Below are 26,264 nucleotides of genomic sequence, written 5' to 3'. Positions count from 1 at the left end.
TGATCCTGTTTAAAAGAAAGGGCGCTAGTTTAACGCATGGTTTCCTTAATAGCATCAATACTTGACGGATCATCAATGGTTGAAGGAACAGCGACATCCTGGCCTTGTAATACCTGCCGAATAAGACGTCTCAGTATTTTTCCTGACCGTGTTTTAGGTAGCCGCGACACAACATGTAAGGTTTTAAGACAGGCAATAGCGCCAATTTCTGCTCGTATTGACTGGATAAGTTCCTGTTGCAATTGCTCGTGACCAATAGTGGAGGCGTTTTTAAGAATAACAAAACCAACCGGCAATTCACCTTTTAGTTCGTCGGGTTGGGCGACAACGGCACATTCTGCAACATCTTTGTGAGCGGCCAGAATTTCTTCCATTTCTCCGGTAGACAAGCGATGGCCTGCAACGTTTATTACATCGTCTGTACGGCCCATGATAAAAACATAGCCTTGTTCGTCGATGTACCCTCCGTCGCCACTGCAGTAATAACCCGGAAAGGCGTTGAGGTAACTACTGTGCAGCCGCTGTTCATCGCCCCATACGGTAGTCAGACATCCGGGAGGTAAAGGTAAGCGTACACAAATTGCCCCTTCTTCTTTGCTGCCTAAACTTTTTCCCAGTGGGTCGAGGACACTGATTTCATAGCCGGGAACCGGAAAGGTGGAAGAGCCAGGTTTTACTTTTACCGCTTCAATACCAACAGGGTTAGCGCACATTGGCCAGCCGCTCTCGGTCTGCCACCAGTGATCGTAAACCGGCAAGTCGGTTAATTCGGTTGTCCATTCATAGGTAGCCGGATCTAAACGCTCTCCGGCCATGTAAATGCGTTTCAGTGAGCTTAAGTTATAGCGCTGGATAAATTCGCCTTCAGGGTCTTCTTTTTTTATTGCCCGGAAAGCCGTCGGAGCAGAAAAGATGGCGCTGACGTTATAGTCCTGAACGATACGCCAGAAGGCTCCTGCGTCTGGCGTATTAACCGGCTTGCCTTCGTAGAGTACGCTGCTGCAGCCAAAGAGCAGTGGCCCATAAACAATATAAGAGTGACCAACGACCCAGCCCACGTCGGATGCCGTGAAGAAGACTTCCCCCGGCTTTAATCCGTAAACGTAATTCATGGAAAAATTCAGGGCTACGGCATAGCCACCGTGGTCACGCACAACGCCTTTCGGCTTGCCCGTAGTGCCCGAGGTATAGAGAATATAAAGAGGGTGAGTTGCCGGTACAGGAACAGCTTCTACAGGGCTTGCTGTCGCCAATGCCTGTTCCCAGTCGGTGTCCTGACCTTCCTGCATTTCTGCCTGACACTGCTCGCGCTGGTAGACAATGGTACGCGGCTTGTAGATCGCTTCCGCCAAAGCTTTATCCACAATAGGTTTGTAGGGCAGAACTTTTGTCCCCTCAATACCACAAGACGCGGTGATAATGAGTTTGGGAGCCGCGTCATCTATGCGAACAGCCAGTTCGTGCGCTGCGAAACCACCAAAGACGACCGAATGAATTGCCCCAATGCGGGCGCAGGCCAGCATTGCAATAGCAGCTTGCGGGATCATGGGGAGATAAATAATAACCCGGTCGCCTTTTTCTACGCCTTGTTGCTTCAGGACATGAGCAAAGCAGGCAACCTGTTCACGCAACTGATTAAAGGTGTAACTTGCTTTGCTTTGGGTGACCGGAGAGTCGTAATACAAAGCGACTTGCTCGCCGCGGCCTGCTTCTATTTGTGCATCGAGTGCTAAATAACTGATGTTAACTTCGCCATCCGGAAACCAGTCTGCCAGTCCATTCTTTTTGACCTGTGCAGCGACTTTAGGGGTTTTGAACCAATTTAAGCGACGCGCTTGCTCCAGCCAAAAACCTTCAGGATCTTGCTGAGCTTCGGAGTAAACGTTTTTATAGGCTTGCATAGCACTACCTCAAATCCTTTTATGCAGAGCCTTTAAGCATATTCTGTTGGCCTAAATTTCCTATTCGACTTAGGTCTAAACAGCCTTGATATAAGTCAGATTTACCAGAATCTCAGACGTCGCAATAACAGGAATTCGACAATAGCGATAACCACCAGCGCACCACAGAAAATCATAAACGCATCTTCACTTTCTACCCCTGGCATGCCACCAATATTTATTCCAAAAACACCGGTTAAAAAGCTAAGGGGTAAGAACACTCCGGCAATAACCGAAAGCCAATAGGTGTTGCGATTCATCTTTTCGGCTATGGCTTGCTGCAACTGCTCGCGCTGCATCCAGACTTGCTCTAGCATCAGGTCAATTTGTTCGAATAAACGCTGAGTGGTATCGCGCTCGTTGATAAGCCACTGGTGTAACTCCGTGTTCATAACCTTTTCGGTTTCTGTACTGAGTTTTTCTAAAGCGGCCAACTGTGGACGGATAAAGCGGTTAAGTCGTAACAGACGACGGTGTAAAGCCGTGAGTTTTACCTGAACCGATGCCGTATTATCAAAGCCTTCACCCTCAATGGCTTCCAGTTGTTGCTCTGCCGAAGACACCACATCTTCAATTCGTAAATTCAGTTGCTCAATTAAGGCAACGATAAAGTCGTGTAATGACTCCGGCCCCAATTTTTGGTCAAGTTGCTCACGCAATTTTGCTATGGATAAAAAAGGACGTTTACGAAAGCTGTACAAGGCGCCTTTATAGTAGAGTAAGCGCAGACTGAGCATGTCTTCGGGGGATTCGCCGGTGTTTAAATTAACGCCCCGTAGCAACAGCATAAAACCGTCGGGTAAACGCTGAAAACGGGGGCGGGTATCTTCTTCCAATACCGCGTCAATCAGAGGTTCTGGTATACCTGCTTGAGTTAACCATTCGGTTAGTCCTTCGGCATCACGCTGAAAATGAAACCAGGTGTTTTCTGTCGCACTTGATGGCGACTGAAGTTGTTTCGCGGGATGTTGACTGAAATCCCAGGCGTCAATTAAAAAATCCATAGAATCCTCACATATGACAATTATTCAAAGTCTATAGTGAGGCATTCAACTTGTCATTTGTTTTACACACCAATTAGTCAGGCAATTCGCACAAAGACGAATCGAATACCACTAAGTGATCAAAGTCGATATCAATTCCGATTTGTTCGCCGGTTTTTAACGGTTGATGCGAAGGACCTACAGCCAGTACGTGACTGGTATCGGCCAGTTCCAGAGTATAGAGATAATGAGAACCACGAAAGCCGCAGCCAACCACTATAGCCCTCATACTGCTGTCGTTATTAATTAATACGTCATCGGGACGCACTAAAAAATTAACACTCATGTCGGGCTTATTGTGCAACTGTGAGTGCTCTATGACTCCGAATGCGCAATGCAGTTGATGTTCTCTTATTTCGCCATTGAGCAACACGCCGCGGCCAATAAAGTCAGCGACCAGTTGATGCGTCGGCTGATGGTAAAGAGCATAAGGCGTTTCCCACTGCAGCAGCTGACCTGAATACATCACGCCGGATTTATCTGCCATGGCAAAGGCTTCCTGCTGATCATGAGTAACCAACAGGGCCGTAATACCTTCTTCTTTTAGCAATCGTCTTACGTCGTGAGCCAGAACTTCGCGCAGCTCGGCATCAAGGCTGGAGAAGGGCTCATCAAGCAGCATCAGCTTAGGTTTGGGAGCCAGAGCGCGGGCCAGAGCAATACGTTGTTGTTGCCCTCCGGATAACTCGTGCGGGTAGCGGTTTTGATAACCGTTGAGGCCAATGCGGATCAGCAGCTCTTTAACTCGCTCGTCTTGCTGTTTTTTAGGTAAACGGTTAATGCCAAAACGGATATTGTCGGCCACAGTTAAGTGCGGGAACAACGAAAAGTCCTGAAACATCATACCAACTTCTCTTTGTTCGGTTGGTATTTGCACCCGGCTGGATGAGACGGTTTTTCCATGCAGTTCAACGTGTCCGCTGGAAACCGGAATAAAGCCAGCTATAGCGCGCAGTAAAGTGGTTTTACCACAGCCGCTGGGACCGAGCAGGCAGCCTATATCTCCCGGCTCCAGAGACAAACTCAGTCTATCTACGATGAGATCACCGGAGAGCTGGATGCTGACTGCGTCAATATTCAGTAATGTGCTCATTTACTCTCCTGCTTTCAGTGTTTTGCTGCGTAAGGCTCGGGACAGCATGATAACCGGAATTAACCCGACTGCGACAATCATCAATGCGGGGGGGCCGGCATCGGCTAAGCGTTCATCAGAGGCCATTTCGAATGCGCGCACCGCCAGAGTGTTAAAGTCAAATGGACGTAATACCAGCGTGGCGGGCAGTTCTTTCATCACATCGACCAGTACTAAAATTAACGCAGCCAGTAACGGACTGCGGAGCAACGGCAAATGAACCCGCCATAAAATACGTTTACCGCTGGCGCCCAGAGTTCGCGCGGTATCGTCCATTTGCGGTGTAATTTGTTCCAGTCCCGAGTTAACGGTTTGCAAGGACACCGATAAAAACCGAACGCTGTAGGCAAATAAGAGCGCGATAACGGTACCGGAGAATAATAACCCGGGATTAAAGTCAAACATCCATTCACTGATAGCGATAATGTGATTATCAAGCCAGGCTAAAGGTGACAACAACCCTACTGCTATAACAATACCGGGAATAGCGTAACCCATACCCGCCAGACTGATAGCGGCGCGCAAAGGTCGGGTAGGGTGGCGACGGCGACCATAAGCAAGCCATAACGCCAGAGCGACAGTAATTAATGCCGCTAATAATCCCAGCCAAAGCGTGTTAAAGGTTAGCACCCAGAATTCGCTTTGCTGCCATATTTCAGACTTCTGAACCGACCACCAGAGCAACTGTGCTGCTGGTATCATAAAGCCGAGCACGACTGGCAGCCAGCACACCAGCGAAGCCAACGCCGCCCGCCAGCCGCTTAATGGCCTGCGCTGAGGAGGCTTGGTTGCAGAACGCTGCTGATAAAAGCGAGCCCGACGTCTTGAGTAGCGCTCAACCATTATTAAAATAATGACAAATACCAGCAGTAAAGCCGATAGCTGCAGCGCTCCCTGTGCATCTCCAATACCATACCAGGTGCGGAAGATACCTGTGGTAAATACCGTGATGCCAAAGTATTCCATGGTGCCGTAGTCTGCCAGAGTTTCCATTAAGGCCAGAGTGACACCGGTTGCTATAGCCGGACGCGCCAGTGGCAGAGCAACTTTCCAGAAACTTCTTAATGAGCTGGCACCCAGAGTTTTCGCACTTTCAAACGCGGTTGTCGATTGCTGCATGAAAGCGGATCGGGTAATAAGGTAAACGTAGGGGTAAAGAACAATACAGAGAACAAAGATAGCGCCATTCAGACTGCGTATTTCCGGAAACCAGTACTCACCGATATTGACGGAGAAAATGTCCCGGATAAGGCCCTGGACCGGGCCGGCATAGTCAAGCAGGCCGGTATAGGTATAGGCCGTAATGTAGGCCGGCATAGCTAACGGAAGTAGTAATGCCCAGCTTAGCCAGCGCCAGCCGGGAAAGTCATACTGACTAATACACCAGGCCGTACTTACCCCGAGCAAAGTAACGCCGGTACCGACAGCGAATAATAAGATCACTGAATGACCGATGTATTCCGGTATCACGGTTTGCCAAAGATGTTGCAGAGTGTCCCATTGAGGGTTCAGTAACGACAAAGCTACCACAATGAGTGGTAGCCCTATCAAGACCGCGACGGCAAACAGCAACAGCGTGCCACGGTTCATTTATACATCTCCTGGTAGCAAATTAACGCCAGCCGGCACGGTTCATTAAGCGCACGGCGTCGCCGTTATTTTCACCCAGAATATCCATTTCAATATCATCCTGTTTAAAGTCACCCCATTGCTGGAGTGTTTCACTCCACTCAACGCCTTCGCGAACCGGGTATTCATAGTTTGCCTGAGCATACCATTTTTGTGACTCTTCAGAGACTAGGAACTCGATTAGCTTTTGAGCCTCGTCAACGTTTTTAGCGTGTTTGGTGATACCTATACCAGAAACGTTCACATGGGCACCTTGTTTGTCCTGAGCTGGCCAGAATATTTTCACTTTTTCGGCCGCTGCACGTTCTTCTGCGTCATCGGAGTTCAGCATATGGCCAAAGTAGTAGGTATTAGCAACTGCGATATCGCAAACGCCAAAGGCAACGCCTTTAATTTGGTCACGGTCACCACCAACCGGTTTACGGGCAAAGTTTGCGACAAAGTTTTCTGCCCATTCTTCCGTTTTTTCTGCGCCGTGGTGTTCAATTAGCGCAGCAACTAACGACTGATTATACAGGTTATTGGAAGAGCGAATGCAGATACGGTCGTTCCACTTATCATCCGCCAGGCTTAAATAAGATTCCAGTTCGTCCGGGTTAACGCGCTCTGGCGAGTAAAAAATTGGGCGGGCGCGTAAACTTAATCCGAACCAAAGGTTGTCGGTAGAGCGAAAATGCGAAGGAACGGCTGAATTAATTTCGTCAGAGCTTACCGGTTGGAATGCGTCAGCTTGAACAGCGCGGTGCAAAGCTCCTGCGTCAACGGTTAAGAATAAATCTGCCGGGGTATTTTTGCCTTCGGAGTTAAGCCGGGCAAGTAGCGCGTCGGCTTTACCGGTTAATAAATTAACTTCGATGCCCGTCTCTTCGGTAAATTTTTCCAGAACGGGTTTGATCAGCGCTTCTTTTCGGGCTGAGTAAATATTAACTTCAGCGGCGGCGCTAGTGAAGGACACCAGTGTCGCAGAAGTCGCAGCAAATATTGCCAATAGTGAATGAAACTTACGCATTTCAGATGACTCCTTAACGAACTATCTTGAGAGAAACGCGATGATTATATCAAACAAAGCGAATAATGATAGCCATTCTCATTTAAAAAATAGTCATCTAAATTCGTTATTTGAGGGTAGTCAGAGTGTTAGCTTCTGCTATTCTAAAACGACTTACTTTCAGCGGAGAAATTATGTCTGACTTATCGATGCTTGCCCTGATTGGCGTATTGTCCATTAGTTGTCAGTGGTTGGCGTGGCGTATTAAGCTGCCGGCAATACTGCCGTTGTTAATTTGTGGCTTACTGCTAGGGCCCACTCTGGGGTTACTTGAACCAGACTCGCTATTTGAGGATTTACTCTTTCCTTTTGTCTCATTAGCGGTGGCGGTTATTTTATTTGAAGGCAGCCTGACCCTGAAATTTGAAGAAATTCGTGGTCATGGTCGCATGGTAACTAACCTGGTGAGCATTGGCATGCTGGTAACCTTTGTGGTTATCGCCATACTAACGCATTTTATTATGGGCTATGGCTGGGAAATTTCAGCCTTGTTCGGAGCCCTTGTTGTGGTCACAGGGCCGACCGTTATCCAGCCCATGATACGGTCTATCCGGCCGATTAATAAGTTAGCGAATATTTTGCGCTGGGAAGGCATTATTATTGATCCGCTGGGCGCCTTGCTCGCGGTACTGGTATACGAGTTTATTATTGCCAGCCAGGATGTTGCTTTCCTGCATGCTTTGCAGGCCTTTGCGACAACCATTGCTATCGGTTTTGCGCTTGGTTGGGGGGCAGCCCGCCTGCTGGGTTTAGCTTTAGGTCGGGGCTGGTTTCCGCATTATTTGCAAAACGTTGCTACCCTAACCATAGTGCTGGGTGTCTTCGCGTTATCTAATGCGATTCAGCATGAGTCTGGCTTACTAACCGTCACTGTTATGGGCATGGTTATGGCCAATACCCGTAACCTCAATATGGAAGAAATACTGGAGTTTAAAGAAACCCTCAGTGTGCTTCTTATTTCCGCGCTTTTCATTATTCTGGCCGCCCGACTGGATTTTTCAGAGTTTGATGCGCTGGGAATCCCTGCGGTTATTCTAATTGCCATTATTTTGTTTGCGGTGCGCCCTTTGGCTGTGTGGTTGTCTGCGATAGGAACCGAATTAAGATTTAAAGATAAGGTTTTATTATCCTGGATAGCGCCTCGCGGTATTGTTGCGGCGGCAGTTTCTGCATTATTTGCGTTAAAAATGGAAGAATCTGGCTGGACCGAAGCTGCGGCGGTTGTTCCACTGGTTTTTCTGGTGATAATGACCACCGTTGTATTGCAGAGTTTAACCGCGAAACCATTAGCCAGAATGCTTGGGCTGCTGGAACCACAAGCCAAAGGCTTCTTAATTTTCGGTGCTAACCAAATGGCGCGGGCCGTTGCAAAAAGCATACAGGAAAGCGGCATCCCCGTTCGTCTGGCTGATACTAACTGGGAAAACATCAAGTTAGCGCGGATGGATAATTTACCGGTGTATTTTGGTAATCCGGCATCTGAGCACGCCGCTAATAACATTGATTTAACCGGTCTTGGTCAACTGTTAGTTATGTCACCCTACAAACAACTAAACCCTTTAGTGTCGATGTATTATCAGGACTGGTTTGGTTCCAGAAAAGTGCATGGCCTGAACGGTGGAGAGCAGGATTACCGGGCCAGCCACCAGTTGACCGAAAATTACCGCAAAACATTAAACTTGTTTGGCGACAGCGTAACTTATTCAAAACTTGCCAGCCTGCATTTTAAAGGCGCTAAAATTAAGTCGACACCTATTACCGACAGTTTTAGTTTTGCAGACTATCAGCAGAAGTATGGAACTCGTGCCTTGCCGATGTTTGCATTGGACGATGCCGAAAAGCTCCATATCTTTACCACCGAAAGGGAATTGATACCGCAGCCGGGTTGGACGGTAATAGCCATGATTTCAGCGGAGCCTGAAGAAAATGACGTCGAGCAGGATAACGCAGAACGAAAAGAATGATGTTGTCGGCTGCCCGCAATGCGACTGGGTAAGCCGACGAGTCGTTCTTTCGGCGAATGAACGAGCTGAATGCCCACGTTGTGGGTATATTCTGGAGCATGGTAAGAAAACAGAGCATTTTACTTTGGTGGCAATAGCCACCGCCGCTCTGGTAATGCTTCTGGCCAGTTTGTCAGTCGACTTTATTCGTTATTCCGCGGCCGGTGTTGAGCAGTCCATGACTTTAATGGATGCTGCCTGGCAGCTTTCTTATTTTCACGAAAAAGTATTGGCTGTGTTGGTTCTTCTAACGGTTATTCTCATTCCGTTAATTTATCTGTTAAGCCTTATTTGGGTTTATAGTCAGACTAAAAATGTAGCGCGGAACCGAGCCAGTTTGTATTTACTTCGCTTAACCGAGCACTTAAAGCCCTGGTTAATGACCGACGTTTTCCTGCTTGGCACTTTGGTGGCACTAGTTAAAATCTCCAGCCTGGCAGACATTCGCTTACTGGAGGGCTTCTGGAGCTTTAGTGCCTTTGTTGTACTGTTGCTTTTTGTTTATGAGCGGGCGAAACATACACCCGTTTGGCGACATTTGATTAAAACGTCACAGTCAGCACCAGACGCCAAACCCGGAATGACCGCATTTGAGCAAGGCTTGCAGACTTGCCCGGTATGTTATGCGCTGAACTCTCAGAGCGCAGATACTTGTTACCAATGTACAGAGCCGCAGAAAACGTCCTGGTGGCGTAAGCCGGGGACAACGGTCGCATTAATTATTGCCGGCGCTATCATGTTAATTCCTGCGCATTGGTTGCCGGTTATGGAAACTGTCCGTTTTGGTAACGATCAACCGTCGACCATAATTGGCGGGGTAACGGAGTTATGGCAAAGTGGAGACAAACCAATAGCCGCTATTGTTTTTGTAGCCAGTCTGGTTATCCCCGTAGCAAAAGTGCTGGTGCTTGCGACTTTGCTCATATTAGCGCGCTGGCAAACTCCGCAAACGGTTCGTCACCGCCTTATTTTATTTAAACTGACGGATTGGATAGGACGCTGGTCGATGATCGATATTTTTGTTGTTGCGATACTGGTAGCTTTGGTTCGTAGTGGCTCCGTAATGTCGGTTTATCCCGGCAGTGCAGCGGTTTCATTTGCGGCAGCCGTCGTTCTTACTATGCTTGCAGCAATGAGTTTTGATACACGCTTATTCTGGCGAGAGGCAGATAAATGACAGAGAGTTCAACTAGTAAGGCCCGCAAATTTACCGGTATATCGCCGGTCTGGATTGTACCGCTGCTTGCTCTTGCTGTGGCACTTTGGATGGTTTGGCAGGATACTCGCGGAACCGGGCCTACTATTACAGTGGCGGTAGGGGATGCCGAAGGCATTGAGGCCGGAAAAACTCAGGTGAAAGTCCGTAACGTAGACGTCGGACAGGTCACTGAGGTGCGTCTATCAGAAGATTTTTCTTCGGCGGTTATTGAAGTAGCGATGAACGAAGGAACTGAGCGCATGCTAAACCCGGATACCCGTATCTGGGTAGTAAAACCAAGGATCGGGCGACAGGGAATTAGCGGTCTGGGAACCTTGCTCTCAGGTGCGTATATTCGTTTGCAGCCGGGTGAATCTAAGGAGCAGCAGTCGCACTTTAAAGCCCTGGAGCAACCGCCGGTCACTTCTCAGGAAACTCCCGGTCGCCGGTTAAATTTAACCAGTGAGGGGCAAACCAGCGTGACGGTAGGCGATTCAGTGCAGTATCAAGGCTTTACTGTTGGTCAGGTTGAGCAAGCGGAGTTTTTGGTTGATGAACGACAAACTCGCTATCAAATTTTTGTGAAAGCTCCTTATGACGAGCTTATTACCGAGAATACGCGATTCTGGTTGCAGCGTGGCGTTTCTATTCAGTGGAATTCTCAGGGGCTGGATTTGGCTCTGGGCTCAATAGAGTCTTTATTGGGAGCCAGTGTAACCTTTGGTGTTCCTGAGGGACAACCACGGGGAGATAAGCTGACCAGCGAACAGGAATTCGAACTGTTTGAAAGCCTGGAAGAGGCAAAACAGCAGGGTTATATCCACGGTATTGATTACGTTGTCTTACTGGATGAATCAGTTGCAGGCCTTGAAAAAGGAGCTCCAGTTCAATTTAAGGGCGTGCGCGTTGGCACTGTCAGAGAAGTGCCGTTGCGTTGGTTTCCGGAAAATGGCGATGAAGCTCCGTTAAAACGTATCCCTATTCTTATTCGATTTGAACCCGAGCGCTTACGGGGGCTGGTGGCCGATACTGATATTGAAAATTGGGAAAAACGTTTGCCTGAGTTATTTAAGCAGGGCTTACGGGCGAATATCCGGGCTTCTAACCTATTAACCAATACCTTGTTTGTCGATGTTCGTTTTTACCCTAATGCTGATGAGGAAAGTGTCGACGATAAATTTGCCGGGTATCCGGTTATGCCGGCAATGGCCAGTGACTTCGCCCGACTGGAAGAGAAGTTAACGGCATTGATGGATAAATTCAATCAATTGCCACTGGAGCAGGGGCTTAACGATTTTTCGGCAGCAATGAGCTCCGTCGATAGTACAGCTAAGAAGCTGGATAGTGTGTCGGAAAGTCTTGCTGCTATTGTTGAACAACCACAGATGAAGCAATTGCCTCAGTTATTTCAACAAAACCTTATTCAGCTGAAAGAACTGACAGGCAGCTTTAGTGAAGGTTCCCCGACACGACAGCAGCTTAATCAGACATTGACTGAAATTGAGCAGCTTTCACGTGAGTTAAAACCGGTCATTGAATTGTTACAGGAACAGCCGAACTCGCTTATTTTTAGCCCATCTATAGAGCCCGATCCGGAGCCAAAAGCTTATGAATAGCAGATATTCTTTTCCAAAAACACTCAAGTCGCTTGTTATAGGGGCAACAATTGCTTTGGTTGCCGGGTGCTCCTCTAACACCTATGAGGTAACGCAATATCGACTTCCTCATCTAAATCAGTCTGCAGAAGCCTTGTGTCAGACGAATAAGCGTCCTGTATTTGTCGGTGACTCGGCGGCAAAACCCGGGTTACAGTTACAGCAGGATGAAACCCGCTGGCACAGTGCAAGGCAGCATCGCTGGAGTACGCCTTTGGCGCACCAGCTTCAACGCAGTGCGCAACGCTTGCTGCTGGCTGATAATTGCGATGGCAAGCTAACGGTTTGGGTTGATGATTTTTATGGAAGCAATGACTCGCGGGCAGTGGTTGCAGGCCATTGGGAGTACAAAAGCCAGGATAACCAGACGGTGCTGGAAGGAACCTTTACTGAAAGCATGCCATTAAAAAGCGACGGCTATCCTGCCTTAGTCAATGCTCTGGATGAGGCCTGGCTGAATGTAATGGACACCATCAGCCTGGGAGTAGGGCAGAAGCTGGCGCGTTAAAAGCGCCATTCTCCGCTCAGCTGTACGCCCACTTCGCCATCGTAGTTGCTGCCGTCAAGGTATTGCAAAGAGAGGTTAACTAAACCGGAAAAGGCTGGTTCAGTGCGCCGTAGTAACGCTCGTGACAGGGTGTTATCGTCTTGCTCTTTACTATGACTGACCAGCGCCGTCCAGGCTGAGCCGTCGGCTGTAAACTGGCGATAGCTGGCTGATACAGTCTGACTTTCACGGGGAAAGGGTGAGCCTGGGTTACGCTGGTGGTTCAGAAAGTACTGTTTTTGATTTTCGTCCAGCGAATAGAAGTCGTGTTCTTCTCCGCCATCCAACTGACTGTATTCAACCGTAAAGCTATGACGACGCTCTTTAGAGCCGGTCATCCATTGCGCTCCCAGGGTATATACTGGCTTGTCATCGGTTTCCAGTTTTCGGTCTATACCCAGTTCTGCGTAAGCTGAAAATTGATGAGCTCCCCAGTCGAAACCGGTTCTGGCATCAGCTGTTAACATTCGGTTGTCTGGGCGGTTGTCGCCGCTTTGTTCAATAGCGCTAATGCCAAACCATAAATGCTGAAATAACTGACTGGAAAAGCGGATGCCGCTAACCCGGTAATGGTCGCTGTATCCATCGTCCTGATAGGCACTGAATAAACTGATTTTGAATGGATTCATTCCGGCGGGTGGATAATCAGGAGCGTAATCGATTCGAATTTTGGGCATAGGGCGAGCATTGTTAGAAAACAACAAGCTGCTGTGCTCTGCCGGCCCCCAACGCAGTGGCAGTGAATCCAGACTGAAGCTCCAGTCATTCATATTGTAAGCTAAGTAACTGCCATCCAAAGTCTTTTTGTGATCGCCTTCAAAAGGGTCCTGACGATAGTTCACCTGAATTCTGGCCGCCCAGTTAGTACCGTGCATACTGCGGCTTAGGCTAATTTTACCTTCTTCATAGGTGTCGTCGCCGTAATCCTGAACGACTTGTTCACTATCCGTTGCACCAATATACCATCGTGTTTTAGGCCCATTCTGAGCTTGTGACAATTGATGACGCACATGGCGTAACGCCAATTGCTGGGTTGGACTTAGGTCTTTTAATTCAAGTGCATCCAGCTCAGGCAATAAGCTTTTCCAGGTGACTGGAAATTGCTGAATAGGTGTTTTGATAAGCCCTGATTCAGCCAATACAATCAGACTGTTTCGCAATTCCGCGTCATCAGCTTCAATCCATACGGAGCTAAGTGCAGAAGGGGTAATGAGTAAGCTAAGACCGCCAGCAATAAGTGTGTTACGAAAAAATGAGATGGATGACATGAAACTGATTTGAATCCCTATGACAAATTACGTTCTATACTGCCAGAAATTTTAACACTAAGACAACGGTTTATCTGCGCTTTTCAGTTATAATATCAAGCCTTGGAGGTTTCCTTATGACTTTTAAAAATTTTTTGGTGGCAGGGTTATTCCTCGCAGTTCTTAGTGGCTGCGGTCAGGAAGGTACAACCGATTTGCGCAGCGCTGAAGTTAAAGCTCTGGACGAACAGTTACTGCCTAATGCTAACTGGCAGTTGAGTCGGGCAACGATTGAGCTCAGCTTTTGTCGTAACCGCATTAATGAGGCTTTGCTGGCATCGGAGGCAGAGCTCAGAGGTTGGCGATTATCGGGAGAAAGTACCGCGTTTCCCCCATACAGAAGCGAGGGCTTAGATGCCTTGTCCAGGCTTTTTGATAAAACCGATGTTTTACTGTGGCAGGCAGAAGGAAATGTCAGTGCACAACGCTATCACGTGGTTAAACCGGCCTCTGCCTCAAAAGGCGAAGTTGTGGATGCAGTTTTTCCTGCTGTCGTTAGCTTATCCTCAAGTGAGGAAGTTTGTCATGCGGCAGTTGATGACTCTGAATATTGAACAAACTTTATTTGTCGAAAATTCGTAGAGTTAGCAGGTTTTTGTAAAAATTTTCTGCGATTCAGTATAAGTAATCTAAACTGAAGATTAGAGGCAAACGCAGAGGGGAGCAGTTATGTCTATTGGGCTAAATATTGAAAATAAGTTGCGCGAAGCGTTTACTCCGGTGCATCTGGAAGTGGCGGACGAAAGCCATATGCACTCGGGTGGTGCTAATGCTGAATCTCACTTTAAAGTGGTCTTAGTTACTCCGAAGTTCAGCGGTGAGCGACTTATTAACCGACACCGTGCGGTTAATAAAATCTTAGCGGATGAATTAATGAATCATATCCATGCATTGGCGCTACACACCTATACTCAAGGTGAGTGGGAGCAACTGGGAGAGTCCAGACGTTCACCCAACTGCCTGGGTGGGTCGAAAATAGCGGCAAATTAAGAAAAATTCCGCATGTCTGATGTGTTCCTGTCGTTTGATTGGTTACAATAGCCGAAATAATGCGAACAACAGGGACACATCAATATGATCATTAAGCCAAAAATTCGCGGTTTTATCTGCACCAATTCTCATCCGGTGGGTTGCGCCGAAAACGTCAAACGTCAAATCGAATTTGTCCGTAATAAGCCTGCCATTACCAATGGCCCCAAGAATGTATTAGTCATAGGCTGCTCCACAGGTTATGGACTCGCGTCAAGAATTACGGCTGCTTTTGGTAGCGAAGCCCATACTCTTGGTGTGTGTTTTGAAAAAGAGCCTACAGAAAAGAAAACAGCGACAGCTGGCTGGTATAATACCGCCGCTTTTCATCAGCAAGCGAACAAAGCCGGTTTAGCTTTCCATTCAATTAATGGCGACGCATTTTCTGATGAAATTAAGCAGGAAAGTATCGATTACATTAAGCAAAACATGGGGAAAATTGACCTCGTTGTTTACAGCCTGGCATCACCTAAACGTAAAGACCCCGATAGCGGTGAAGTCTACAGTTCAGTGTTAAAGCCAATAGGCAAACAATACACAACCAAAACCTACAATACGGACAAAGATCAGGTACACGAAGTGACACTTGATCCGGCTACCGATGAAGATATTGCCAATACCGTAAAAGTGATGGGCGGTGAAGACTGGGAACGCTGGGTTAAAGCTCTGCATAATGCGGGCGTTTTGGCCGAAAACTGTCAAACCACTGCTTATACTTACATAGGTAAAAAACTGACATTGCCAATTTACGGTCATGCAACCATCGGCCGCGCAAAAGAAGATCTGGATCGCGCGGCATCAGAGCTCGTCACCGAATGCGATGATCTTAATCTGAAAGCTTACGTTTCTTCATTAAAGGCGTTGGTAACACAGGCGAGTTCAGCTATTCCTGTTATGCCGCTGTATATTTCATTAATTTATAAAGTGATGAAAGAAGAAGGCACGCACGAAGGTTGTATCGAACAAATTTACCGCCTGTTTACTGAAGGTCTATATAATAGTAATCCGGAGCTGGATGACGCAGGCCGGCTTCACATGGACGGCTACGAAACCAACGATAAAACTCAGGCAAAAATAGAAGCACTCTGGGAGCAAGTAACTCAGGATAACTTCCATCAACTTGCCGATTACGAAGGGTATCATCAGGAGTTCCTGCACTTATTCGGTTTTGGCTTCGATAATGTCGATTATGACGCGGATATTGATCCAAAAGTAAACTGGTAAGCGTTGTGGGAAAAATGCTAAAATCCCAACGATAAGTGTGGAAAATGTTTCAGGTTGCCGATGACAAGCCCCCTGAAGGCGGTTGTTTGTGTCGGTAACTATTTGATTATTCAGGTTTCCAGCCCCGGTGGCTGGTTGTGATGAATCTTCCCTTAACGAGTAGTGCAAACGCATATGATTACGATCAAGAAAGGGCTGGACATCCCTATTAAAGGGGCGCCCCAGCAAGAACTATCCGACGGTAAGGCTGTGACGACAGTCGCTACCCTAGGTGAAGAATACGTGGGTATGCGCCCAACCATGCACGTGAAAGAAGGTGACCAGGTTAAAAAAGGTCAGCTGATTTTCGAGGATAAGAAAAACCCTGGTGTCAAGTACACAGCCCCCGAGGCTGGTGTAGTAAAAGACATCCTGCGTGGTGAGCGCCGAGTATTGCAGGCGGTTGTTATTGAATTGAAAGGTGACGAGCAGGTTACTTTTGATAAATTTGACAGCGACAAGCTCAATTCATTAGGTCGTGAGAAAGTTCAGGACATTCTGGTTGAGTCTGGTCAGTGGACTGCGCTTCGTACCCGTCCTTACAGCAAAACTCCGGCATTAGATGCAGAAGCCAGCGCGATTTTTGTCAACGCGATGGATTCTAACCCGTTAGCTGGCGACCCAACTTTATTTATAAATGAACAGAAACAAGCTTTCATTGATGGTCTGAAGGTTCTTTCTAACCTGACCGAAGGCAAATTGTTTGTTTGTAAAGCGGGTGACGCTGAAGTTGATACTGGCGACGCAGATGTCACGCTGGAGTCTTTTTCCGGCCCTCATCCATCAGGTTTGGTTGGTACTCATATACATTTCCTTCAGCCAGCGAGCATTAAACGCCCGGTATGGCATATTGGTTATCAGGACGTTATCGCTTACGGTAAGTTATTCACTACAGGTGAAATCTTTACTGACCGCGTTGTTGCGGTTGCCGGTGAAGGCGTTAAAGAGCCTCGCCTGCTGCGCACCCGCTTAGGTGCTAACTTGCATGAGTTAACGGATGGTGAGCTAAGTGGTGATAATCAACGTATTATCTCAGGGTCAGTCCTGCATGGTCACACTGCGGATAACGAACACGCCTGGTTAGGTCGTTTCCATAATCAGGTTAGCGTTATTCCGGAAGGCAATTATAAAGAGTTTCTGGGCTGGATACGTCCTGGCTCGGACTTGCACTCAGTTACACGCGCTTATGCCGGACACTTTAATCCGAAGAAGTTATTTAGCATGACAACGTCACTGAATGGTTCTTCACGTTCAATGGTTCCAATTGGTAACTACGAACGCGTAATGCCTTTGGATATTTTGCCAACATTACTGCTGCGTGACTTGTTATCAGGGGATACTGATGAAGGTCAGCAGTTGGGTTGTCTGGAACTGGACGAGGAAGACCTCGCATTGTGCACTTATGTTTGCCCCGGGAAGTACGAATATGGCCCGGTGCTGCGTGACTGTCTCACTAAGATTGAGAAAGAAGGCTAACCATGAGCTTGAAAGACACACTCGAGCGTATTGAACCGCAATTTGAAGAAGGCGGTAAATACGAGAAGTGGTACGCGCTTTACGAAGCCGTAGCCACTATTTTGTACACACCAGGTACTGTGACTAAGTCGGCTACGCATGTTCGTGACCGTATCGACCTTAAGCGCATTATGATCCTGGTGTGGATGATGACGTTCCCGGCAATGTTCTGGGGTATGTACAACGTTGGTAACCAGGCTGCTTTGGCTTTGGCTGACGGCTATGCGCTTTCTGATATCTGGCAGGTTGGATTGTTCCACTTGTTCGGTGGTGAACTTGGAGCCGATGCTGGATGGGGCACGAAACTTTGGTATGGTGCCTGTTTCTACGTACCTATTTATGCGGTTACTTTTATTGTTGGTGGTTTCTGGGAAGTGTTGTTTGCGTCTATTCGTAAGCACGAAGTTAACGAAGGTTTCTTCGTTACCTCGGTTTTATTCTCCCTGATTTTGCCGGCAACAACGCCATTATGGCAGGTTGCTTTAGGTATCACCTTTGGTGTCGTTATCGGTAAGGAAATTTTTGGCGGTACTGGTCGCAACTTCCTTAACCCGGCACTAACCGGTCGTGCATTCTTATACTTTGCTTACCCGGCCAGTATGTCAGGTGATTCCATCTGGACGGCTGTCGACGGCTTTTCTGGCGCGACAAACCTGGGTAAAGCGGCTCTGGGGGAAATGGATTACGGTAACACCCAGCTTTGGTGGGATGCCTTCCTTGGTAACATTCAGGGGTCAGTAGGTGAAGTTTCAACCTTACTTATTCTGGTTGGTGGTTTAGCGTTAATTTATTTCCGTATTGCCTCCTGGCGTATTGTCCTGGGTGTCTTTGCTGGTATGGTTCTGTTCTCCGGTTTACTGAACCTCGTTGGCAGTGAGACAAACCCAATGTTCGCAATGCCCTGGTACTGGCACTTAGTATTGGGTGGTTTTGCCTTTGCAATGATGTTTATGGCAACCGACCCGGTATCAGCGTCCTTTACCAATAAAGGGAAGTTCGCGTACGGCTTGTTAATTGGTTTTATGACGGTCATGATTCGTGTCATTAACCCGGCATTCCCGGAAGGCATCATGTTGGCCATCTTATTTGCTAACGTATTTGCACCGTTATTTGACCACTTTGTAGCACAGGCAAATATCAAACGGAGGTTAGCGCGCAATGGCTAAGAAAAATGAAAGTTTAGGCAAGACCGTTGGTGTCGTGCTGGCGCTTTGCCTGGTTTGCTCAATTGTTGTTTCCGGTGCTGCTATTGGTTTGAAACCAATGCAGGAAAAGAATGCGGCACTTGATATGCAAAAGAACGTTTTGGATGCTGCCGGTATTCTGGAAGCCGATACCGACGTTGTTGAAACTTACAAGCAACGCATCGATACCATGGTTGTCAGCCTTGAAGATTTATCCGTTAAGGATGACATTGACCCGACATCTTTCAGCAATCGCAAAGCAGCGAGTGACCCTGAAAGAAGTAAAAAACTTGAAAAAAAGAACGACCCTGCTGGTTTAGGTACCCGCGAAAATTTAACACAGATTTATCTTGTTAAAGATGAAAGCGGCGAACCAACAGGTCTTGTTCTTCATGTTCGTGGCCAGGGTCTATGGGGAACCATGTACGGCTTGCTGGCGTTAGAAGGCGACTTTGACACTGTTAAAGGCGTTAACTTCTACGAGCACTCTGAAACTCCAGGGCTTGGTGGTGAAATCACTAACCCGGCCTGGGTGAAAACTTGGCAAGGTAAAGAAGTTTACGGCGAGGACGGTAACGTCCAGTTTGAAGTGGTAAAAGGCGGCGCCAAAGGCGAGCACGAAATTGATGCGCTTTCTGGTGCAACTTTGACCAGTAATGGTGTTGAGTACCTGGTTCAATTCTGGATGGGCGAAAATGGTTACGGTCCATTACTCAAGAAACTTCGTGAGGGAGAGTTGAACAATGGCTAATGCAAAAGAAATGAAGTCCGTATTATTCGGGCCGATATTCGCCAACAACCCCATCGCATTACAGATTCTTGGTATCTGTTCTGCATTGGCTGTAACGTCAAAAATGAGCAACACCTTGGTTATGTGTATTGCGCTAACTGCGGTTGTCGCGTGCTCTAACTTATTTATTTCGATTATACGGAATCATATTCCGTCAAGCGTACGTATTATTGTCCAAATGACAATTATTGCGAGCTTGGTTATTGTCGTTGACCAGATACTAAAAGCTTACGCTTACTCAATTTCTAAAGAGTTGTCAGTGTTCGTTGGCTTAATCATTACTAACTGTATCGTTATGGGGCGCGCAGAAGCTTACGCTATGAAGAGCACTCCGTTTATGTCATTCCTGGACGGATTGGGTAATGGTTTAGGTTACTCAGTGGTGCTGTTGGTTGTTGGCTTCATTCGTGAACTCTTTGGTTCTGGTAGCTTGTTTGATGTACAGATTTTACCTTTGGCATCACAAGGTGGTTGGTTCGAACCGGTTGGCTTGTTACTGATGCCACCAAGCGCCTTCTTCATCATTGGCGGGTTTATCTGGGTACTGCGTACCTTCCGCACTGAACAAGTTGAACCTAAGGAGTAATGGTTATGGAACAATATATCAACCTGTTCATCCGCGCGGTTTTCATTGAAAACCTGGCATTGTCCTTCTTCTTAGGTATGTGTACGTTTTTGGCTGTATCTAAGAAAGTAAAAACGGCATTTGGTCTGGGTGTGGCGGTTATTGTTGTACTGGGTGTTTCAGTACCAGTAAACAATTTAATCTATCACAACATTCTGGCGCCAGGTGCTCTGGAATGGGCAGGCTTCCCGGATGCAGACTTAAGCTTTTTGAAATTCCTGACCTTTATCGGTGTTATTGCGGCATTGGTACAGATTCTGGAGATGACGCTGGATAAATATGTGCCTGCATTGTACAACGCACTGGGTATTTTCCTGCCACTCATTACCGTTAACTGCGCTATTTTTGGTGGCGTAGCTTTCATGGTCGAGCGTGATTACAATTTCGGCGAATCCGTTGTGTTCGGAATTGGTAGTGGTGTTGGCTGGGCTTTAGCTATTGTTGCTTTGGCTGCAGTGCGCGAAAAACTGAAATATGCAGATGTACCTGATGGCCTGCGTGGCTTGGGTATCACGTTTATTTCAGTGGGTCTGATTGGTTTGGGCTTTATGTCGTTTTCCGGCGTATCCTTATAACCAGTGTGTTGAATCGGTAAAAAAAGGTACGAATCGATGCAAGAGATATATCTCGGTGTAGGGATGTTTACCATCATCGTACTGGTTTTGGTTGCGATTATTATGTTCGCAAAATCAAAGCTGGTACCTCAGGGTGATGTAGAAATCCTGATTAATGACGACGAAGACAAAAAAATCGTGACCCAGCCAGGTACTAAACTTTTGGGCGCGCTGGCTAATGCTGGTATTTTCGTCTCGTCAGCTTGTGGTGGTGGTGGTTCATGTGGCCAGTGTCGTGTCACAGTTAAAGAGGGTGGTGGTGACATACTGCCGACCGAACTTGACCACATTACCAAACGTGAAGCTCGTGAAGGCTGTCGTCTTTCGTGTCAGGTTAACGTGAAACAGGACATGGAAATTGAATTACCAGAAGAAGTTTTTGGTATTCGCAAGTGGGACTGTACGGTTAAGTCTAACGACAACGTGGCAACCTTTATTAAAGAGTTTATTGTTCAGTTGCCGGAAGGCGAAGAAGTGCCTTTCCGTGCGGGTGGTTTCATTCAGATTGAAGCTCCACCGCATCACGTTAAATACAAAGACTTTGATATTTCTGAAGAATATCACGGAGATTGGGATCGTTTCGGTTTCTTTGATGTTGAGTCTAAAGTTGACGAAGAAGTTGTGCGTGCGTATTCAATGGCTAACTATCCGGAAGAGAAAGGCATTATTATGCTGAACGTCCGTATAGCGACGCCGCCACCTAACGACTTAAGCTTGCCTGCAGGTAAAATGTCATCGTACATTTTCAGTCTGAAGCCAGGCGACAAAGTCACAATTTCAGGTCCATTTGGTGAATTCTTTGCCAAAGACACTGACGCTGAAATGGTCTTTATTGGTGGTGGTGCTGGTATGGCACCAATGCGTTCTCATTTGTTTGATCAGATGCGTCGCATAAAAACGGATCGTAAGGTTTCATTCTGGTACGGTGCCCGCTCTAAAAAAGAAATGTTCTATGTTGAAGATTTCGACATGCTGGCCGAAGAGAATGAAAACTTTGACTGGCACGTGGCATTGTCTGATCCACAGCCTGAAGACAATTGGGAAGGTGATACTGGCTTTATTCACAACGTTCTTTATGAGCGTTATCTTAAAGACCACGACGCACCAGAAGATTGTGAGTTCTACATGTGTGGACCACCGGTCATGAACGCGGCAGTTATCAACTTGTTGAAAGACTTAGGCGTTGAAGACGAAAATATCATGTTGGATGACTTTGGTGGTTAATTCATGATGCTATCGAAACTGTCGATTGCTAAAATTTGGCTAGCCCTTCTGGGGCTGGCCTTTTTAGTTTCTTGTTCTGATGCACCTGAGAAAATATCCTTTAGCGGTAAGACTATGGGAACCACCTATAGTGTCACTGTCTACTCTAAGGATCCCAGGCACAACAAAGAAGAGATTCAGAAGAAAGTTGATATAGTGCTCAAAAGAGTTAATGCACAAATGTCGACTTATGATCCAGAGTCTGAACTCTCACAGTTTAATCAGTTTAAAAGTACCCAACCTATGGTTATTAGCCGTGACCTTGAACGGGTAGTTAATCGTGGTCTCGAAATTGCTGAGGAAACGGAAGGTGCTCTGGATATAACCGTTGGTCCTCTGGTGAATCTTTGGGGCTTTGGTCCTCAGGCAAGACCAGAAAAAGAACCGTCTGAAGAAGAGTTGAATGCGGTTCGGGAAAAAACGGGCTATCAGAAACTACGCGTAGAAAATCATCAGTTGATTAAAGACAACCCGGATCTATACGTCGATCTGTCTACTATAGCCAAAGGCTTCGGCGTCGACAGAGTTGCTCACTTATTGGATCAGTTGCGTATAAAGCAGTACCTGGTGGAAATTGGCGGTGAGGTTATCGCAAAAGGCGGCAAACCGGATGAAGCATTATGGCGCCTGGCGATAGAAAAACCGGTTTCAACGGAACGTGCGGTGCAACATGTTGTCCAATTTAAAGACGGCGCTTTGGCGACATCGGGTGATTATCGCAATTACTATGAAGAAGATGGTAAACGATATTCGCATATTATTAACCCGGTAACCGGTGCTCCTGTGCAGCATAACTTGGTTTCTACTTCAGTTTATGCCGAGGACACAATGTCTGCCGACGCTTATGCAACTGCTTTATTTGTAATGGGGACGGAAAGAGCAAAGTCCTTCGCAAAAAGACACAATATGGCAGTGATGCTCATTTATAAAACCGAAAACGGTTTTGAAGAGTATATGAGTGATGCATTTAAGCCGTTGTTGGCCGAGCAGTAGTAGGAGTTTTAATGCAAACCTTTATAATGGTATTCGCCTTATTTATTATCGTTGTGCTGGCGATGGCCGTTGGCTATATTGTACAGCGCAAGACAATTTCCGGTAGCTGTGGGGGAATTGGCGCTCTGGGCATGGAAAAAGCCTGTGACTGTGATGAACCATGTGACAAGCGAAAAGACAGGATGAAAAAGGAACAAGCCTGGAAAGAAAACCAGATTCATTGACCCTTTTAGTCATAAAGGTTATAAACATATAACTTTTAGTTAATTTGGAGGGTGGCATGAAACCAGTAGATATTCAGACAAACGCAAACGAACTTTATCTGGACTGTAATGCTACCACTCCGGTACTTCCCGAAATTATCCAGGCTGTTTCGCATACGATGGAAACGGTTTTTGGTAACCCTTCAAGCAGCCATATTACGGGCTTAAAAGCTCGCTATATTCTGGATACCACACGTCAGTTAGCTCGCAAAATTGTTGGCTTGCAGTCGGGGCGACTTATTTTTACCAGTGGCGCGACAGAAGGCATTCAGACGGCTGTGGTTTCTGCAATTCACGCGGCTATGCAGGTTGCTCCCGATAAGCGAAAAAAATACCTCCTGTATGGTGCGACAGAACATAAAGCTGTTCCCCAGGCCCTGGCTCACTGGAATCAGTTACTTGGACTGAAAGCTGAGCTTGTTGCCATTCCAGTTGATAAACAAGGCTTATTGGATAACCAGTTTATTGCTGAGCATGTCAAAGATGCTGCCATGATATGTACTATGGCAGTTAACAATGAAACCGGTGTTATTCAGAACTTAAAACAACTGGAAGAGACAATACGTCAGCAAAGCCCGGATGTACCCTGGATGGTTGACTGCGTTCAGGTATTGGGGAAAAAAGCTCTTAATTTAGATGAAACAACCATTGATTACGCTCCGTTTAGTGGTCATAAGCTTTATGGGCCGAAAGGCATTGGGTTTATGGCGGTTCGGGATTCAGCCCCTTATACCCCTCTAATTATTGGTGGAGGACAAGAGTCAGGTCTGCGTTCCGGAACCGAAAACTTACCGGGAATAGCAGCATTAAATGCGTTATTTGAATTGATGCTGGATGATAGTAACCGTCGCTTTCATAGTGAAGCTAAATTACAGGATTATCGATCTCAGTTGATTGAAGCCCTACGGTCAGCTTTCCCTTCTATTGTATTTAACCATGACTTTGAGCGCTCGGTTCCTACTACGCTGAACTTCTCCGTAGAAGGAGTTGCCTCGCGCGATATTATGGATGTTTTTGACGCCTGTCAGATAAGAGTGAGTTCAGGCTCTGCATGCAGTTCTAAGGTAACAAAAAGCTTTGTTTTAGACGCTATGGGGCTGGAAGAGTGGCGCAGCGGTTCTGCTATTCGATTATCTTTTGGTCCGGCAACGCGACAAGAGGAAATTACTGAGGCTTGTGTACGTATAAAACAAGCTGCTGATGCATTGAGAAATTCCTGCTTGATTGTTGCGGACACGAATAACGATAACGACGCTCAGTTAGACGGTGTTGTGCAACTGAAGTACGATGATCATTGCTGTTACCTGGTAATAGATAAGCAAGCTAAAGAAATAGCCGTTATCGATCCTCATCCGGCTTTGGCTGGCAGAATTGAGAATATTGTCAGCTGCCAGCATTATCAAGTGAAAGCGGTGGTATCGACATCCGCTGATTCAATTACCAGCCAGTCTATTGAGTTGTTATTACCAATACTTATGCCTGAGCAGTCAATAGACGAGTACGATGTGTTTGGCTGGCCTAAGTCTGCTACTGATTCCTGTGACGTGGTTCCAATGGAATGCGAAGGCAGTGTCAGTGGCTGTGTGAGTATCGGTGAGCGACGTTTATTTCGAGTCGGTAACCGTAATCCGGTTTATGTATTAAGTGAATCGGCTGCGCTGAAAAGCCGGGTGGGTTCAGACTTTTTATTTACCGGGTCTGAGGCAGCTTCAAGCACTTATGAGTGCTTTATTGGCGAGAGTACGCTTATTTGCCCGGGGCAAGACTCAGAGCACCATATTGTTTACACGCCTTGTGAATTAAACGGTGACTGTCGTGTTGATGATGGAGTTAATATTCCGGTGGGGGATACTGACGAATTCTGGCATCGCGATGATTTATTAATTGTTGACGTGCGGGAGCGGCAGGAGCACGTATTGTCCGATATTCCCTGCAATGCAGAGGTGGTTAATGTACCACTGACCGAAGTCATTCAATTTATACACAGTAATTCACACTTGCGTGAGCGCGATATTATTTGTTTGTGTCGCTCAGGCAACAGAAGCCAGGTGGTAGCTAATGTGCTTAAGCGACACGGTTTTAATAGCCGTCACTTATTAGGTGGGCTGGCTTTATTGAGTTCTCCAGCGGCTTAATGTGCGTTAATCGCTAGAGTTTCGGGCGCTGTTGCGGCGCCTGCCATTGCAAACGACCCACATAACCGTCTTTACCAACCAGCCAGCAGCTGATATCCCCATGACACTGAATATTCCAGATATTGGCATCAGAGAGCTTAAACCACTCATTATTCTGTAGGTCTAATGCTGCTGCGCCTTGAGGGTTAGAGGTCAGCAACCAGGAACCCTTGTGGTCGACCAGGCTTAAGCTATAAAGAGCACCTTTAATTGGCGGCCCGGGCAAGGCTTCAAATTCGTTGTTTTGATAATGCCACAAGCGATTTTCATCGCCAGAATCATCATTTAAATCACCACCAGCAATATAAAAGGTTTTATCGTCAATAGGCCACACACTGGTGATGCCCGCCATAGGCCCTGCTTCCATTGGTGTTTCTACCACACGAAAGCGAATGCCAAACGAGCCTTTAATTAATACTCGAGCTTTATCAGCATTACCCGTTGCAATCATCCAGTTGTCTTTATTAAAGCGGGCACAGCTGCCACTTGAGGCGAAACCACCTTCGTTAGATTGAGGCGGCTCGGCGACCGCGCTGCGAACTTGCATCCAGTTGCGGCCATCGGCACTGCGTACCATCCGCCATTCGTCTCCAACACTGTCGCCATGTACCCAGGCTTCGCCGCTAGGAGAAAGTGCCATGCAGTTGAAAAAGCTGTCCGCCTCGCCGCGATAACGCAGACGCCAACTGTTACCACCATTCTCAGTGTAGTAAATACGTGACTGACCACCGGTACCAACGCTTAACGCATAGGCGCGGCGGTCATCAATAGCTTCAATATCGCGAAAATCGAGGTCACCAGGTCCGGGTTGAAAATATTCCCAGCTTTTTCCTGAATCGGTAGTTCTGGCTACAGTTCCTTTCTCACCGGAGATCCAAATAGTATCGCGACTAACCGGACTCACCCCCACCCACTGTTGCTGGCGGACGTTGTCAAAAACTTCGATTTCCGGGGGCTCAGCAACTGCTGACAAACTGAACAATGCGCTGAAAGGCAAAGCGAGCCTAAGTATATTAACGGCTCGCTGCTGTAGCTTCGATGTCATAGAC

The 26,264-nt window shown here is 47.0% G+C and carries 23 protein-coding genes; 16 read left to right on the top strand and 7 right to left on the bottom strand.

The genetic code is table 11. The features are described from left to right. Positions 1-29: 29 nt before the first annotated feature. The 5 genes from ACN0RF_RS05235 to ACN0RF_RS05215 all read right to left on the bottom strand — a co-directional run bounded on the left by ACN0RF_RS05235 (position 30) and on the right by ACN0RF_RS05215 (position 6,753). Positions 30-1,901: an acetate--CoA ligase gene (locus tag ACN0RF_RS05235; RefSeq protein WP_417438264.1), complete on the bottom strand. Its 1,872-nt coding sequence runs from the start codon at positions 1,899-1,901 to the stop codon at positions 30-32. Positions 1,902-2,002: 101 nt separating this feature from the next. Beyond that, positions 2,003-2,944, bottom strand: a complete 942-nt coding sequence (locus tag ACN0RF_RS05230) for a CorA family divalent cation transporter (protein ID WP_417438263.1) — start codon at positions 2,942-2,944, stop codon at positions 2,003-2,005. 73 nt (positions 2,945-3,017) lie between these two features. After that, positions 3,018-4,076 (bottom strand): ABC transporter ATP-binding protein, encoded by a 1,059-nt coding sequence (locus ACN0RF_RS05225; RefSeq protein ID WP_286825150.1) that lies wholly within the window; start codon positions 4,074-4,076, stop codon positions 3,018-3,020. Then, a complete protein-coding gene (locus tag ACN0RF_RS05220) occupies positions 4,077-5,705 on the bottom strand; it encodes an ABC transporter permease (protein ID WP_287796387.1) in 1,629 nt (542 codons plus the stop codon). Between the two features lie 22 nt (positions 5,706-5,727). Next, positions 5,728-6,753: a Fe(3+) ABC transporter substrate-binding protein gene (locus tag ACN0RF_RS05215; protein WP_114981580.1), complete on the bottom strand. Its 1,026-nt coding sequence runs from the start codon at positions 6,751-6,753 to the stop codon at positions 5,728-5,730. A 173-nt stretch (positions 6,754-6,926) separates the two neighbouring features. Here ACN0RF_RS05215 and ACN0RF_RS05210 point away from each other — a divergent pair, with 173 nt between their 5' ends. Genes ACN0RF_RS05210 through ACN0RF_RS05195 form a run of 4 tightly spaced genes read left to right on the top strand, consistent with a single transcriptional unit; the run spans position 6,927 to position 12,156 of the window. Then, positions 6,927-8,756, top strand: coding sequence for a cation:proton antiporter (locus ACN0RF_RS05210; protein ID WP_417438262.1), 1,830 nt, complete (start codon positions 6,927-6,929; stop codon positions 8,754-8,756). Continuing rightward, positions 8,719-9,972, top strand: a complete 1,254-nt coding sequence (locus ACN0RF_RS05205) for a PqiA/YebS family transporter subunit (protein ID WP_417438261.1) — start codon at positions 8,719-8,721, stop codon at positions 9,970-9,972. The genes ACN0RF_RS05210 and ACN0RF_RS05205 overlap by 38 nt, the downstream gene beginning before the upstream one ends. Next, a complete protein-coding gene (pqiB, locus tag ACN0RF_RS05200; protein WP_417438260.1) occupies positions 9,969-11,609 on the top strand; it encodes an intermembrane transport protein PqiB in 1,641 nt (546 codons plus the stop codon). Before ACN0RF_RS05205 ends, pqiB begins: the two co-directional genes overlap by 4 nt. Next, positions 11,602-12,156 (top strand): PqiC family protein, encoded by a 555-nt coding sequence (locus ACN0RF_RS05195; protein ID WP_417438259.1) that lies wholly within the window; start codon positions 11,602-11,604, stop codon positions 12,154-12,156. Before pqiB ends, ACN0RF_RS05195 begins: the two co-directional genes overlap by 8 nt. On the opposite strand, the gene ACN0RF_RS05190 is transcribed toward ACN0RF_RS05195, so the two are convergent. Further along, a complete protein-coding gene (locus tag ACN0RF_RS05190; protein ID WP_342487504.1) occupies positions 12,153-13,463 on the bottom strand; it encodes a capsule assembly Wzi family protein in 1,311 nt (436 codons plus the stop codon). The two genes, ACN0RF_RS05195 and ACN0RF_RS05190, sit on opposite strands and share 4 nt — an antisense overlap. A 116-nt stretch (positions 13,464-13,579) precedes the next feature. Here ACN0RF_RS05190 and ACN0RF_RS05185 point away from each other — a divergent pair, with 116 nt between their 5' ends. The 12 genes from ACN0RF_RS05185 (at position 13,580) to ACN0RF_RS05130 (ending at position 25,176) form a co-directional block, all read left to right on the top strand. Then, on the top strand, positions 13,580-14,056 hold the full coding sequence (locus tag ACN0RF_RS05185) for a hypothetical protein (RefSeq protein WP_273024865.1): 477 nt from the start codon (positions 13,580-13,582) through the stop codon (positions 14,054-14,056). A 115-nt stretch (positions 14,057-14,171) separates the two neighbouring features. Then, entirely contained in the window at positions 14,172-14,492 is a 321-nt protein-coding gene (locus ACN0RF_RS05180; RefSeq protein ID WP_034819916.1) for a BolA family protein, read from the top strand. A gap of 84 nt (positions 14,493-14,576) precedes the next feature. Beyond that, positions 14,577-15,755 (top strand): enoyl-ACP reductase FabV, encoded by a 1,179-nt coding sequence (gene fabV / locus ACN0RF_RS05175; protein ID WP_034819919.1) that lies wholly within the window; start codon positions 14,577-14,579, stop codon positions 15,753-15,755. 174 nt (positions 15,756-15,929) lie between these two features. Next, entirely contained in the window at positions 15,930-17,270 is a 1,341-nt protein-coding gene (locus ACN0RF_RS05170; protein WP_417438258.1) for a Na(+)-translocating NADH-quinone reductase subunit A, read from the top strand. A 2-nt stretch (positions 17,271-17,272) separates the two neighbouring features. After that, the gene (locus ACN0RF_RS05165) at positions 17,273-18,475 is read left to right on the top strand and encodes an NADH:ubiquinone reductase (Na(+)-transporting) subunit B (RefSeq protein ID WP_417438257.1); all 1,203 of its coding nucleotides are present in this window, start codon (positions 17,273-17,275) and stop codon (positions 18,473-18,475) included. Beyond that, positions 18,468-19,244 carry a Na(+)-translocating NADH-quinone reductase subunit C gene (locus ACN0RF_RS05160; RefSeq protein WP_417438256.1) on the top strand — a complete coding sequence of 259 codons (777 nt, stop codon included), beginning with the start codon at positions 18,468-18,470 and terminating at the stop codon, positions 19,242-19,244. Before ACN0RF_RS05165 ends, ACN0RF_RS05160 begins: the two co-directional genes overlap by 8 nt. Further along, positions 19,237-19,869: an NADH:ubiquinone reductase (Na(+)-transporting) subunit D gene (locus ACN0RF_RS05155; RefSeq protein ID WP_417438255.1), complete on the top strand. Its 633-nt coding sequence runs from the start codon at positions 19,237-19,239 to the stop codon at positions 19,867-19,869. Before ACN0RF_RS05160 ends, ACN0RF_RS05155 begins: the two co-directional genes overlap by 8 nt. Before the next feature lie 5 nt (positions 19,870-19,874). Next, positions 19,875-20,483 carry an NADH:ubiquinone reductase (Na(+)-transporting) subunit E gene (nqrE, locus tag ACN0RF_RS05150; RefSeq protein ID WP_110012797.1) on the top strand — a complete coding sequence of 203 codons (609 nt, stop codon included), beginning with the start codon at positions 19,875-19,877 and terminating at the stop codon, positions 20,481-20,483. Positions 20,484-20,519: 36 nt separating this feature from the next. Continuing rightward, entirely contained in the window at positions 20,520-21,746 is a 1,227-nt protein-coding gene (gene nqrF / locus ACN0RF_RS05145; protein WP_011234296.1) for an NADH:ubiquinone reductase (Na(+)-transporting) subunit F, read from the top strand. Between the two features lie 3 nt (positions 21,747-21,749). Beyond that, complete coding sequence (locus tag ACN0RF_RS05140; protein ID WP_110012662.1) at positions 21,750-22,778, top strand: FAD:protein FMN transferase; 1,029 nt, start codon at positions 21,750-21,752, stop codon at positions 22,776-22,778. A gap of 11 nt (positions 22,779-22,789) precedes the next feature. Further along, positions 22,790-23,002: a (Na+)-NQR maturation NqrM gene (gene nqrM, locus ACN0RF_RS05135; protein ID WP_034819948.1), complete on the top strand. Its 213-nt coding sequence runs from the start codon at positions 22,790-22,792 to the stop codon at positions 23,000-23,002. Positions 23,003-23,058: 56 nt separating this feature from the next. Next, positions 23,059-25,176, top strand: coding sequence for an aminotransferase class V-fold PLP-dependent enzyme (locus tag ACN0RF_RS05130; RefSeq protein ID WP_417438254.1), 2,118 nt, complete (start codon positions 23,059-23,061; stop codon positions 25,174-25,176). 13 nt (positions 25,177-25,189) lie between these two features. Here ACN0RF_RS05130 and ACN0RF_RS05125 read toward each other — a convergent pair whose 3' ends face one another. After that, positions 25,190-26,260: a WD40/YVTN/BNR-like repeat-containing protein gene (locus ACN0RF_RS05125; RefSeq protein WP_417438253.1), complete on the bottom strand. Its 1,071-nt coding sequence runs from the start codon at positions 26,258-26,260 to the stop codon at positions 25,190-25,192. Positions 26,261-26,264 lie beyond the last annotated feature (4 nt).

This window comes from Idiomarina sp., from assembly GCF_048260185.1.
Classification (GTDB): Bacteria; Pseudomonadota; Gammaproteobacteria; order Enterobacterales; family Alteromonadaceae; genus Idiomarina.
The sequence above is the reverse complement of the archived record's forward strand: the minus strand, read 5'-3'. Positions and strand labels throughout refer to the sequence as shown.